Consider the following 13742-nt stretch of genomic DNA (forward strand, 5'->3'; position numbering starts at 1 on the left):
TTAAAGGGTTAGGTTTACACCGAGAGTAAAGAAACGCGGCGTTGGCCCAGGTCCTACATCTGGATCCCACTCAGGGTCCCAGTAAGTCCAGTCAGGTGACCAGACTCCTACATTTCTGATGTTGAAATAAACCCTCAGACTTTCAATACTTGCTTTTTCAATCAGCTGACGAGGAAAAGAATAAGCTATAGCAATGTTGTCTAGTCGTACAAACGATCTTTTTCTGTACACATTAAAGCTTGCACTACCATTGCTGGAATACAGACGCGCATAGTCGTTGGAAGGATTATCAGGTGTCCAGTAAGGAAACTGATGTGAGTTGGTTCTATCCAAAAACCCATCTCTGTTTTTTGCCTGATTATAAGGCGTCATATGCCCCCAGTACGAGTAAAGCATAAACGATACGTCTATGTTTTTGAAAAGAGTAAACTCATTTCTGAGTGTCCAACGGAAGCGAGGTTCCTTAAACCCTAAAAACTCTTTGTCGTCTCTGGTGTAGAGTGTATCTCCGTTCACATCTTTTACCTTAAAGTCACCAGGGTGTACTCCGTAGTGAGCAGCCTCTTCTGCTTCATCTACCTGCCACACTCCTTCTTCACGCATATCCCAAATCTCATCTATAGCATGGCCGATAAACCATTCATTCTCATAATCATCTGCTTCGCGTTGTCCTATCACATTACCCTGCTCATCTACCACATCTACCATATCGCCGTACAGGCTTATTATTTCGTTTCTGTTCAGCTGAAAATTAAACGTGCTTCTCCAGGAGAAATTCTTGCGGTTCATGTTTACTGAACTCAGGTTAAGTTCCACTCCTCTGTTTTGTACTTCACCCAGGTTTGCCCATACCCAGTTAAAACCAAGTATATCTGGTAGCGAACGCTGCACCAGCAGGTCGGTAGTAGACATATGATAGGCCTCAACAGTACCATCCAGTACATTGTCAAAAAGAGTGAAGTCCATTCCGATATTATAAGACATGGTTTTCTCCCATCTCAGGTTGTTGTTAGACATATTGTTCACATACAACTGAGATACCTGATAGACAGTACCATCATCTCTTACGTGTAGATATTTACCAGTAGTAAGGTCTGCCAGTGAGGCATAGCGGCCGATATCCCGGTTACCATTGATCCCCCAGGAGAAACGTAGCTTACCATAGTCAATCCAGCTGCTATTGAAGAAGTTTTCATCCGTAAACACCCACCCTAAAGCAGCTGCGGGAAAGGTAGCGCGAGAGTTTTCGCGTCCGAAAGCAGAGTAGCCATCTCTTCTTACCGATAGCGTTAGGAGGTAGCGGTCTTTTAATGAGTAAAACAAGCGTCCCATCAGGGCATCTCCTGTACTGTACTCATCATTACTACTTACAATAGGGTTAATACCCGCAGAGATGTTATGATAACCCAAACGATCGTGTGGATCAAAATCGTTGTTGGTCATGGTGTTATCCCAACTCTGGTATTTCTCTGCATTGGCAAGCAGGGTTACGTCAAAGTTATGGATATCGCCAATTGTTTTGTTCCACTTCAGAATATTATCTACCTGCCAGGTATAGATTTTTCTCTGCTGGCGCGAAGCAATTCCTCCCCGGTTTGCATAACCCTGATATGCTGCCGACTCATGGTTATAACGCTCATAAAATTCGTAGCGAGGCGTAAAGTTCACCTGATAAGTAATGCCAAGAGGCAGCTTTACTTTACCAAAAAGTGTGGTATTGAGGGTAGTAATTTTTTGTAAGCGATCTACATACCGCATGCCTACGTAAGGGTGGGCACCACCACTACGCTCATCGTTAGGGTTAAGGCGGTACTCCTCTCCATCGTCTGTGTACTCCGACCCCCAGGGTGAGTTGCTTCTGATTACTCCCCAGTTAGCAGGTACGAAGCTTTCATCACGATCGGCAAACTGCGTATTCATTCCTACACTCAGGAACTTGTTTACCTGTCCTTCAATATTCAGGCGGCTTCTGATAGTTTGAAAACGATCTCCTACTACTATACCTTCATTATCCAGATAGCCTAATGACATATAGTAAGACAGTTCATCTTTTTTTCCGGAAAGGCTCAGGGTATGGTCCTGGCGGAGACCGTTCTGGAAGACCATATCGTACCAATCTACAGACTTGCCTTCTTTGTAGTTAGCAATTTCTACAGGCTGCATGTTTAGACGTTGCAGCCATACCGTTTCGGGGTCGCCATCTGAGCCATCGTAGCTCATCCATTCGTCCAGGGTAATATCAGAAGGCAGGTTATTAGGGTTAGTGTAGCGATAGGGCTCATGGTTAACGTCTATGCTGCGCATAACATCACTTCGCCAGGCTACAAACTCATCAGGGCCATAAACCGGCTCATGTACTGACATTCCGGCGAGGCCTACGTTGGTGTTCAGGGTGATAGTAGGCTTACCTGACTTACCTTTTTTAGTAGTAATAAGGATAACTCCATTGGCTGCTTTAGCTCCAAATACTGCGGTAGAGCTTGCGTCTTTGAGCACATCTACACTTTCAATATCATTAGGGTTAATATCTGAGAGTTCACCGTAGTAGATAGCTCCATCCAGTACAATCAAAGGAGAAGAACCCGCGTTTAGGGTAGTCTTACCTCGTACCTCCAGGTTACCACCACCTTTGGCAGAGGTAGAGTAGCCCACATTTAGTCCGGCGATATTACCTCTTAATATATCCTGAACGGCATTAGGATTTTCGTTTTCCAGCCGCTCGGCACTTACCTGAGATACTGCACCCGTAAGGTCTCTTTTTTTCTGAGTACCGTAGCCGACTACCACCACTTCGCTTAAGTTTTTAATGTCTTCGCTCAGTTGCAAATCAATGACTGAACGCCCGCCAACTGGAATTTCCTGACTGGCGTATCCGATAGAAGAAAAGATAAGGGTATCGTTTTCTGCGGGTACCTTAATACGGTAGTTACCGTCAATATCAGTAACGGTTCCGCTACTGCTTCCTTTTACCAGAATATTAACACCTGGTAAAGCGCCCTCGCTATCCGTAACTTTTCCAGTTACTTCAAGCCCATTGGATTGAGCAAATGCTTGCAGTACACTGAGCATACAGGCAAACATGAGAAAGCAACCCATGAAAATTTGCCGATTAGTAATCATCGTTCATGAATTTAGGTTGTTATAGTTAGTATGTATAGTAGTTGTATTAGTCAATCCATTGTCTAAAAATATCAAATAAAAACCACCTATTAATCTGTTATTTACATGATTATTAAATATTTTGGCTATTATTCTTTCCTTTCTTGAAGTTAAAAGTAAAAAAAATTACATTAACTACGCAACCGATTGTGTAAATTTTGATAATTATTGTACTTTAGTACTGCCACATAAGCAATACCTGAATATTTACACAAATAACAATTGCTACCTTTATGCTTCAGTATAGCATCAGAGTATTCATCTGACAGCAATATGGCCCAAGAAGAAAACAGCAAACATACCTACAGCCATGAGAAAGATTACTAAAGAGGTGACGATATACGATCTGGCAAAAGCTCTGAACGTATCTCCCACTACAGTTTCCAGAGCACTCAACGATCATCACAGTATAGGCAAAGACACAACTCAGGCAGTAAAAAAACTCGCAAAAAAACTGGGCTACCGTCCTAACTCAGTAGCATCCAGCCTCCGAAAAAACAAAAGCAATACCATAGGTGTAATTATGCCACTGATAAGTCGCCCCTTTGTCGCTTCGGTAATAAGTGGTATAGAGGAAGAGGCAAACCAGGCAGGCTTTAATGTCATTATCTCTCAAACTTATGATTCTTATGAGAAAGAAGTAGCCAATGCCCAGACGCTCTACTCCAATCGTGTGGCCGGCCTTATAGTTTCATTGGCTATGGAAACCCAAACGTACGATCACTTTTACCCTTTTATGCAAAAAGATATTCCGCTGGTATCTATAGACCGTATCAGTGATGAGCTGGAAACAGACCGTATCGTTATTGATAATTTTGCAGCCGCATACAAAGCAACTGAGCACCTGATTAAAATGGGCTGCCGGCGTATTGCTCATTTTGGAGGGGCTCAACACAGAAATGTATATTATGAGCGTCAGCAGGGTTACATAGAGGCTCTCAAGCATTACGGTATGGAAGTAGAAGACGAGCTTATGGTACACAACAAACTAAGCCTGGAAGAAGGTAGAGAAAGCATGGCTCAGCTTCTGAGTTTACCCCAGCCCCCGGATGCTGTTTTTTCTGCGAATGACTCTGCGGCTGTAGGAGCAATACAAGTGGCAAAGCAGCGTGGCCTGCATATTCCGCAGGATATCGCTTTTGTTGGTTTTAATGACGACCCTATCTCTTCTATCATTGACCCGGCACTTACTACAATTACTCACCCGGCATTTGAAATGGGAAAGATAGCCGCACAGCAGGTACTCAAAAATCGCGAAAACACCGACATTGTACAATCTCAAACGATAGTACTCAAAACAGAATTGCTGATCAGGGCGTCCTCTTTACGAAAAACGACTTAGTATATAAATTCACTAAAACTCCTGCTCTGCAAGAATAAAATTTAGCATATTGTAAAATATAACTCTTACAAATGTAATTAGAGCAAGTTCTCTATTTTTGCATTTATCTATTCCAGACATTCCTGATTTTGCAGCATGAAGACCAAGAGAGAAGTAACTATCTATGATATAGCCAAAGCATTAAACATTTCTGCAGCTACCGTAAGCAGGGGGCTAAAAGACCATCCGGCAATAAAGCAGGAGACTAAAGATAAAATAAGGGCTATGGCACAGGAGATGGGCTATCAGCATAACTTTTTTGCCAGCAGCCTACGAAAAAGAAAAACCAACACTATAGGTGTTGTGGTGCCCCACCTCAACAGTTACTTTATGTCTTCGGTAATTGCCGGTATAGAAAAAGCCGCTAACCAGGAAGGTTACAACCTGATCATCAGCCAGTCGCTGGAGTCAGTAAGCAAAGAATCAGCCAGTGTAAAAACGATGTATAATAGCCGGGTAGATGGGCTGTTGGTATCTCTGGCCGGAGATACACAGAGCATAGAACATTTTGACTTTATACTTAAAAAAGAGATTCCACTGATCTTTTTTGACCGTGTATTTGAGGATCCCAATTGTACCAGCATACTTATTGACAATACCCAGGCAGGTTACGATGCTACTCTGCATCTGCTAAAACAGGGTTGTAAAAGGATTATGCATATTGGTGGTAATCTACAATCCAATGTTTACGCCGACCGCCACGAGGGCTATAAGCAGGCACTTGAGGACCATGGCATAGCTTACGATCCTGAGCTGGTCATTATTGATATCCGTGGTGGCCAGTTGGGTATTAAAGCAGCTCAACAGATACTTGATATGGAAAAACTACCCGATGGCATTTTTACATCCAGCGACACCTCGGCTGCCGCCTGTATGAGCGAGCTGAAGCGCGCCGGCATCCGAATACCGGAAGATATTGCCATAGTTGGTTTCAATGATGATCCTATTTCCAGACTGGTAGAGCCGCGCCTGACTACCATACAATACCCCGGATATGAAATGGGTGAGGTAGCAGCCAAAACACTAATTAACAAACTTAAACATTCTTCTGGCGACAGCATGAACACGATTATGCTTAAACATAAACTTATTGCCCGGGAGTCTTCCAGTAAAAAAACCTAGTATTTAGAATATGACGCACACACTAAAACTACTCAGGCTAGTCCTATTTTTTTCTCTAATTTTCCCCTTAAAACTGGCTGCAGAAGATGGTTATCGCCTCTGGCTAAGATACGATTTGCTTACCGACCAGCAGTTACTTAATACTTACCGTACTCAAATTAAAGGCTGGCAGCTCAAAGGAGAGTCAGCCAGTTTGCAGGCCAGCAGGCAGGAGCTTAGCCTCGGGCTTAGCGGCTTGCTGGGAAAGCAGATAGCAGAAGTTGAAATTGTAGACGATGCTACGCTAGTTGCGGGTACAGTTGCCAGTTCATCAGTTATTGCCTCCTTAGACTTAGGAGAGCAGCTGAGCACATTAGCCGATGAAGGTTTTCTTATTACAAATACCCGCTATCAGGATAAAAATATTATAGCTATAGCCGCAAATACCGACATAGGTGTGCTCTATGGTGTTTTTCATTTCCTGAAACTGATACAGACCCAGCACGCCCTCACCCATCTCAATATTCAAAGTACTCCTCAGATCAGGCACCGAGTACTGAACCACTGGGATAATCTGGACCGAACTGTAGAAAGAGGCTATGCCGGCTTTTCCATCTGGGACTGGCACAAACTTCCAACCTATGAAGACCCACGTTATACAGACTATGCCCGTGCCAACGCCTCTATTGGCATTAATGGTACAGTGCTTACCAATGTTAATGCTAATGCGCTGGTACTTACGCCTCAGTATCTGGAAAAGGCTGCTGCCCTGGCTAATATTTTCCGACCCTACGGAATTAAGGTCTACCTAACCGCTCGCTTCAGTGCTCCGGTAGAGATTGGAGGGCTACAAACTGCCGACCCTTTAAGTCCTGAAGTACAAGCGTGGTGGAACAGCAAAGTGAGTGAAATTTACGAGTACATCCCTGACTTTGGAGGCTTTTTAGTAAAAGCTAATTCTGAAGGCCAACCTGGGCCTCAAAATTATGGGCGTACACATGCGGATGGAGCAAATATGCTGGCAGAGGCAGTAGCAGAACACGAAGGCGTAGTGATGTGGCGAGCCTTTGTATATAGCGAGGATGAACCCGATGATCGGGCCAAGCAGGCTTACAATGAGTTCAAACCCTTAGATGGCAGCTTCAAAGATAATGTATTGATACAGGTAAAAAATGGAGCTATTGATTTTCAGCCTCGTGAACCTTTCCACCCCCTTTTCGGGGCTATGCCTGAGACTCCACTGATGATGGAATTTCAAATTACACAGGAGTATCTTGGGCAGGGCACGCATCTGGTTTATCTGGCTCCTATGTATGAAGAAGTACTCCGGGCAGACACATATGCTAAGGGAGAGGGCTCTACTGTAGCCAAAGTGATAGACGGCAGCCTGCACAACTACAATACCAGCGGAATAGCCGGAGTCGCTAATATTGGCACTGATAGAAACTGGACGGGACATATATTCGGGCAGGCCAACTGGTATGCCTATGGCAGGCTAGCCTGGAACCCTCAACTGTCTTCAGAAGATATAGCAGAAGAATGGATAGGCATGACTTTCTCTAATAACGAGGCAGCAGTAAAAACCATCAAATCTATGATGCTCAACTCCCATGAGGCACTCGTCAATTATATGACACCCCTAGGCTTACATCATATCATGGGCGCAGGGCACCACTACGGTCCAGGCCCCTGGGTTAAAAAGATGCCCCGTGCTGACTGGACTTCTGTCTACTACCATCGGGCAGATGAAAAAGGTATAGGCTTTGACCGTAGCAAAAGCGGCAGCAATGCCGTAGCTCAGTACTTCCCTGAGGTAGCTAAAAAATACGGAGACCCAGCATCCTGCCCGGAAAAATACCTCCTTTGGTTCCACCATCTGGACTGGGACTATCAGATGGCTTCCGGAAACACACTTTGGAAAGAGATAGCCCTACATTATCAAAAAGGGGTAGATAGTGTAAGGCAGATGCAACAGCACTGGCAGAATGTAGAAGGTAAGATTGACGCCGAGCGCTTTGCTCAGGTAAAAGCGTTTCTTGAAATTCAGGAGCAAGAAGCTGTATGGTGGAAAGATGCCTGCCTGAGCTACTTCCAGACCTTCTCAAAACTACCCATTCCCGAAGGTGTAGAGAAACCGGAGGAGTCGCTGGAACACTATCAGAACCTGAGCTTTCCCTTTGCCCCAGGCATACGGCCAAGGTGGTAATTATTTGTTAACCATAATCTAATTCTAATGAAAACGGCTTTTTCCATATTACTACTTTGGTCATTTACCCATGCGTTGTCAGCACAATCATTACAAGAAACTTATGCTAATGATTTTCTTATTGGCGCAGCTATCAACTACAGGCAGGCGGAGGGCAAAGATCAAGAAGCTATAGCTTTAATCTCTAAGCACTTTAATACCATCACCCCTGAAAACATGTTAAAATGGGGACCAGTACACCCTGAGCCAGACGAATACAACTTTAGTGCTGCCGACAAATACGTTGCGCTGGGTGAAAAACACGATATGTTCATCATAGGGCACACGCTGGTTTGGCACCAACAGACGCCGGATTGGGTTTTTGAAGACTCAGATGGTCAGGCACTAGACAGAGCAGCCCTGCTTAGCCGCATGCAGGATCATATCAGCAAAGTGGCAGGCAGGTATAGCGGCAAAATAAATGGGTGGGACGTTGTTAACGAAGCTCTGAATGAAGACGGAAGCCTCCGCCAGACCAAATGGTTGGACATTATCGGAGAAGACTATCTGGAAAAAGCTTTTACTTACGCTCAGCAGGCCGCTCCGGAAGCTGAACTCTACTACAACGATTACAATTTATGGAAAACTGAAAAGCGTGAGGGGGCTGTCCGCCTGATTAAAAAGTTACAGTCGGCAGGTGTTCGGATAGATGGCATTGGCATGCAGGGGCACTATAGTCTGGAAGGCCCTAGCCTGGAGGAGATTGAAGCCAGCATTAAAGCTTTTTCCAGCCTGGGTATAAAAGTCATGATTACTGAATTAGATGTTGATGTACTGCCCAGAAAGGGTAGTGAGGGTGCGGATCTTAACCAGAATTTTGAAACTCAGAAGAAATACAATCCCTATGCTGAAGAGCTTCCAGAAAAAGTACAGCAATCACTTGCTGAACGCTACGCTAACCTTTTTGCACTCTTCTATAAGCATAAGGATAAGATTGGCAGAATTACATTATGGGGTGTAGCCGATCATCACTCCTGGCTTAACAACTGGCCTATGCGAGGCAGAACTAACTACCCGCTTCTATTTGATCGTAATTATCAGCCTAAGCCTGCTTTTGATGCGGTAGTAGAGGTAAAGTAAAGCTTTACTGTAAAGCTAATACAGCGTTTTTTATACTTTCTGACAAAGAGTTGATCCATTTAAGCTGACCGATGACCAGACTGGCCTCCTGCAACTGAATTTGCTTTTCTTTCTGGGGTGAGGTGAATTCCGCTGTACTCATATTCCGGTTGACTTCTACCAATTGCTGGTACTGCTCTTCCAGATAAGATCTGGCTCCTTCTAACTGTACACTTTTAAGAGTTTTGTCTGGTGACTCTCCGTTTAGCAATGCCTGGGCAGCCTTTAGGTTTTCTTCAGCACTATCTATATAGGCCTGAAAATAAGTAGACTTTTCGCTGGTTATGTGGTTTTGTATATAGGTACCTAAAGCGGCAGCAGCAGTAAGGAAGGTATGGTTAAGCACAGAAAGCTCATAGGTTTTGGCAAAATTTTGCCGCTTAGATTTGGGTTCCTGATTCATACGTTGGAAAGCCGCACTCATCTCCCCTACCGCAATAAAAGCTTCTTTTCTGGCAAGCTTGTATACGGTTGGCACCTCGCCCTTCTGCTGGTAGTAATTGCTGATCTCCTGAAGGTATTTACGGTTAGCTCCTATGCTATCGGCCAATACTTTTTGTATGTTCATAAACTCCCAGCTGGGCCACAGAAACAGGCTGGCCAGAAAAGAAAGCCCCGCTCCTACTGCGGTATCAAGCACCCTGTACTGAATTACATTAAATGCATCGGGCTTAATAAAGGTATACAAAAAGACCACTGTCAGGGTGATAAATACAGCAGAACCCGCATAATTTTTTTGCACTAATGAGATGGCAAAAACCAGGGAAACAGCCGCCAGGCTACCGTAGACTACCGGGTGCTGAGTAAGCAATACAATTATCAGAGCAATTACCCCTCCAATCAGGGTGCCGTACACCCTTTGTATAGAGCGGCTTTTGGTGAGGCCATAGCTGGGTCGCATAATTACAACTATCGTCAACATTACCCAGTAAGGTATCTGGATCATGATCAGAGAACTTAGCAGGTAACCCAACATAACCGTTACGGTAAGGCGCACAGCATGTCTGAAAATCGTAGATTTAGTATTCAGATTCTGAAGCAAAATGCTGATATCATAGTCCTGCTGCGTAATAAATTTTTCTACATCCTGACTTCTACGCATAATCTGCTCCTGATCAGTCAGATTTTGCAGCACCCGCTCAATGCTCTCAATCTTCTGCTGTTGTTTTTGCTCGTAGTCTAACAGATTACCCAGTATTATTCCTTCTTCGTTAAGCTGGTTTAGCTGATGCATTTGTAAATAATTATCCAGTTTGGCCTGAGCCTCCTGAAAAAGAGGAGCTGTATCTACTTTTACAATTTCTTTTCTGTCGCGTGCCACTACTTCAGCCTGATTTTCCAAGCGCTCTGCCATCGTCTGGATGATACGAATAAACGGTTTGAGCATGTCCTCTTCTCCTTTAAAGTAAGTCCCTATTTTGTGGTAGTTTGCCGGGTTAGAGATGGTCAGTTCCAGAATATCTACCAGTTCTATAAAAATGAGGATGTATTTATTAGCGGAATACGAATTGCCAGAATGGTTTCTTTCTGAAACGAAGATTTCGCGGAGCTTTTCGTGCTTTTCGTTAATCTCTGTTTGTAGGGTAAACAGTTCTTTTTGGAATTGATCTGTCTGCTGTGGTTTCTCTACCAGTTGCGCTCTTACTCTCAAGTACTGTGCGGTTAGCTGCATACACTCAGCCAGTATCAGCTGATTATGTCGCCTAAATACCAGCGCATGAGCCAGCATAGTAACTCCCAGATACCACATACCTCCAGCAAATACAAAGGAGGCATGAGCTAACAAAGCCTGACCACTGGTAGGACGAGCAAAAGCTAGAATAATAGCCAACAGACCGGAAAAACTGACCAAAGATGCTCTGAAGCCATAGACCGAAAGCATAGAATAAAAAAATACCAACACTGCCAGTACTGGCATAAGCACCCAGAGAGAAAAATACGCCAGATGTATAGCCAGCATGGTAACCATAGCAATAATGCTGCTCACAAAGATACCCAGAGCCATATGTCGCATACTGCCGGGAATGTCGCTAGGAAAACACAAAAACACACCCATAGCTACACTTATAGCCAGCGAAGGAACTCCTAATAAGTTGAACAGCCCCAGAGGAATAAGCAGCGCAATAAGCAGCGTGATGCTTTTAAAAAAATCTATGCTTTTAAGAAAACGTACTACCGACTGAATCATATAAGCGGTTTGGCATTGGCTAAAATCACTTTCAATATACTGAGGATAGTGAGGAATAGTTTGGAATGTATAAGCTAATACAAAATAAAAGCACCTGCGCTATTAATAAGCCAGGTGCTTCTTTTAAAAACTAAGCTTTTATGCTACTATACATTTGTGATATAGGTAGAGGCTTCATCTAGCTGAGCCATATCTTCTCTGCTTAGCTGTAGCTGTGCGGCTTCTATAAAAGCCTGTAAATGTTTGCTTTTGGTAGCACTGGCAATAGGAGCAGTTACTGTAGGCTGGTGTAGTAGCCAGGCCAGCGCCACACCTGCCTGAGAAACACTGTGCTTACGAGCAACCTCATCCAGTGCCGCGAGGATATTATTACCTTTATCGTCCAGGTATTTTTCTACAAATGCAGCACGCGCTTTTCCTTCAAAGTCTGCTTTACTACGGTATTTACCGGTAAGAAAACCGCTTGCCAGAGAGAAGTACGTAATTACACCAAGGCCTTCTTCCTTGCAGATTGAAGCTACACCTTCTTCAAACTCCTGACGATCGTATAGATTGTAGCCGGGCTGGAAAACTTCGTAGCGAGGTAATCCATCTCTTTTGCTGGCCTCCAGCGATGCCTTCAATCTTTCGGGATTCAGGTTAGAGGCACCAATATAACGAACCTTACCTGCTTCAATCAGCTTTTCATAAGCTCCCAGTGTCTCTTCTACCGGAGTACGATCATCGTCCCAGTGTGTTAGATACAGGTCTATATAATCAGTCTGTAACCTTCTAAGCGAATCATCTGCTGCTTTGAGAATGTACTCTTCGGTCAGGTCTTTATGACCCTGCCCCATATCGGCACCCACTTTGGTAATAACAGTAAGTTTCTCACGATTACTACGGTTTTTCATCCATTTGCCTATAATCGTCTCAGACTCCCCACCCTGGTTTCCTTCTGCCCAGCGTGAGTATACATCAGCCGTATCTATGGTATCAAAGCCATAATCAAGTAATTCGTCCAGCATCGCAAAAGATGCTTTTTCGTCCAGAGTCCAGCCAAACACATTGCCCCCAAATACAATAGGGGTAGTTTTTAAGTCTGTATTTCCTAAAGGTCTTTTATGCATAATATCATTGATTTATCGGTACTAAATTAACTTTCTTCTTTCTGATCAGGATGATAGCCAGAGCTATGATAACACCCATACCTGCCAATGCCGCCCCTACCAGGTCTGCTGAAGTAAATCCATAACCTAGTGCAATAGGTAAACCTGCCAGATATGCTCCAGAAGCATTGCCCATATTAAAAGCACTTTGATTCATGGAAGAACCTAACATTTCAGAACCTTTGGCCGTCCTGATCATGGTAATCTGTATAGGGGCAGAAATACAAAAAGCGACTACGCCTATTACGAATGTCATAACCAGCACTGCAATAGGGTCTCCTGCCAGAAATGTATTAGCCACCAGCACACTTGCCATGAGTATAAGCGCAAAGACTACCGCATGAATAGGCGAAAACTTCTCGGCCATTTTTGCTCCCAGTAAGTTACCTATGGCCATGCCTGTTCCTGCCAGTATCATCGCATAACTTACCACGCTTTCGGGGTGTCCGGCTACTTCCGTAATGAGTGGAGCGATGTAGCTGTACCAGGCAAAAAAACCACCTGTTCCTATGGTAGTCAGCAAAATTACCATCCACAACTCCAGCCGTCTGAATACTTTCAAATCTTTGCGAATACCTCCTGAAGAAGATTGTGGGAGTTCCGGCATCCAGTATTTAATGCTTAGCATAGCCAATAAGCCTACTACTCCTACCATCAGAAAAGCTATGCTCCAGCTAAACTCATGACCAAAGTATGTTCCTAATGGTACACCTATTACGTTGGCAATGGTTAGTCCGGTAAACATAATTGCGATGGCCTGAGCCTCTTTTCCTGGTTTGGAAAGCTTCCCTGCCACTACAGCACCTATGCCAAAGAAAGCGCCATGCGGCAAACCCGACAGAAACCTTAAAACCAGAAGAGACTCATAATTGTTGGCAAAGGCCGAAAGTGTATTGAAAATGGTGAACCATACCATAAGGTAAAACAACATCCTGTGTGCAGGCCACTTGCTGCCTAAACCTGTTAGTAATGGTGCTCCTACTACTACTCCCAGCGCATAAGCTGAGATAAAATGTCCTGACTGAGGAATAGTAATTTCCAGTGCTTTTGCCACATCCGGGAGGATTCCCATAATTACGAATTCGGTCATACCTATACCAAACCCGCCAATAGCCAATGCTATTAGTGCTTTGTTCATCTTTTACTCTTTTTGTTGGTTATATTACTCTTATTCTTTTAGCCTTTACGAGGCTATTCTGTCTGTATACTGCTGGCAAAGCTAGAAAATAGCGTTGACAACTCCTCCATCTACTCTCAATGCTGCAACATTAGTTGCGGAAGAAAGTGGAGAGTTTGGGAATACGCACCAGTCCGTACCCTAAAAAACTAAAGCTAATGGGTAAACGAGCTAATACGTAGGCTATCTTCTTTTGCTGCATAAGCATTCATTATTGTCGATTA

8 protein-coding genes are annotated in these 13742 nt (G+C 44.0%); 4 read left to right on the top strand and 4 right to left on the bottom strand.

Translation table 11 applies throughout. The features are described 5' to 3' along the window. A complete protein-coding gene (locus PZB74_RS03110; protein WP_302240694.1) occupies window positions 1–3120 on the bottom strand; it encodes a SusC/RagA family TonB-linked outer membrane protein in 3120 nt (1039 codons plus the stop codon). A gap of 349 nt (window positions 3121–3469) precedes the next feature. Between PZB74_RS03110 and PZB74_RS03115 the strand changes: the two genes are divergently transcribed. The 4 genes from PZB74_RS03115 (at window position 3470) to PZB74_RS03130 (ending at window position 8966) form a co-directional block, all read left to right on the top strand. After that, window positions 3470–4501, top strand: coding sequence for a LacI family DNA-binding transcriptional regulator (locus PZB74_RS03115; RefSeq protein ID WP_302240695.1), 1032 nt, complete (start codon window positions 3470–3472; stop codon window positions 4499–4501). Window positions 4502–4636: 135 nt separating this feature from the next. After that, window positions 4637–5662: a LacI family DNA-binding transcriptional regulator gene (locus tag PZB74_RS03120; RefSeq protein ID WP_302240697.1), complete on the top strand. Its 1026-nt coding sequence runs from the start codon at window positions 4637–4639 to the stop codon at window positions 5660–5662. 10 nt (window positions 5663–5672) lie between these two features. Continuing rightward, window positions 5673–7847, top strand: a complete 2175-nt coding sequence (locus PZB74_RS03125) for an alpha-glucuronidase family glycosyl hydrolase (protein ID WP_302240698.1) — start codon at window positions 5673–5675, stop codon at window positions 7845–7847. A gap of 27 nt (window positions 7848–7874) precedes the next feature. Beyond that, the gene (locus PZB74_RS03130; protein WP_302240699.1) at window positions 7875–8966 is read left to right on the top strand and encodes an endo-1,4-beta-xylanase; all 1092 of its coding nucleotides are present in this window, start codon (window positions 7875–7877) and stop codon (window positions 8964–8966) included. Between the two features lie 4 nt (window positions 8967–8970). Here the strand turns inward: PZB74_RS03130 and PZB74_RS03135 are convergent, their stop codons facing one another. The 3 genes from PZB74_RS03135 to PZB74_RS03145 form a co-directional block, all read right to left on the bottom strand. Further along, a complete protein-coding gene (locus PZB74_RS03135; protein ID WP_302240701.1) occupies window positions 8971–11193 on the bottom strand; it encodes an FUSC family protein in 2223 nt (740 codons plus the stop codon). A gap of 146 nt (window positions 11194–11339) precedes the next feature. Then, a complete protein-coding gene (locus PZB74_RS03140; protein ID WP_302240703.1) occupies window positions 11340–12302 on the bottom strand; it encodes an aldo/keto reductase in 963 nt (320 codons plus the stop codon). Between the two features lie 4 nt (window positions 12303–12306). Continuing rightward, window positions 12307–13479, bottom strand: coding sequence for an MFS transporter (locus tag PZB74_RS03145; RefSeq protein ID WP_302240705.1), 1173 nt, complete (start codon window positions 13477–13479; stop codon window positions 12307–12309). Window positions 13480–13742 lie beyond the last annotated feature (263 nt).

The organism is Porifericola rhodea, from assembly GCF_030506305.1.
GTDB classification, from domain to species: domain Bacteria; phylum Bacteroidota; class Bacteroidia; order Cytophagales; family Cyclobacteriaceae; genus Catalinimonas; species Catalinimonas rhodea.

Excerpts from the sequence above, each read along its gene's own strand:
- PZB74_RS03135 (WP_302240701.1), bottom strand. The coding sequence starts at position 11,193 with ATGATTCAGTCGGTAGTACGTTTTCTTAAAAGCATAGATTTTTTTAAA.
- PZB74_RS03120 (WP_302240697.1), top strand. The coding sequence starts at position 4,637 with ATGAAGACCAAGAGAGAAGTAACTATCTATGATATAGCCAAAGCATTA.
- PZB74_RS03115 (WP_302240695.1), top strand. The coding sequence starts at position 3,470 with ATGAGAAAGATTACTAAAGAGGTGACGATATACGATCTGGCAAAAGCT.
- PZB74_RS03140 (WP_302240703.1), bottom strand. The coding sequence starts at position 12,302 with ATGCATAAAAGACCTTTAGGAAATACAGACTTAAAAACTACCCCTATT.
- PZB74_RS03130 (WP_302240699.1), top strand. The coding sequence starts at position 7,875 with ATGAAAACGGCTTTTTCCATATTACTACTTTGGTCATTTACCCATGCG.
- PZB74_RS03145 (WP_302240705.1), bottom strand. The coding sequence starts at position 13,479 with ATGAACAAAGCACTAATAGCATTGGCTATTGGCGGGTTTGGTATAGGT.
- PZB74_RS03110 (WP_302240694.1), bottom strand. The coding sequence starts at position 3,120 with ATGATTACTAATCGGCAAATTTTCATGGGTTGCTTTCTCATGTTTGCC.
- PZB74_RS03125 (WP_302240698.1), top strand. The coding sequence starts at position 5,673 with ATGACGCACACACTAAAACTACTCAGGCTAGTCCTATTTTTTTCTCTA.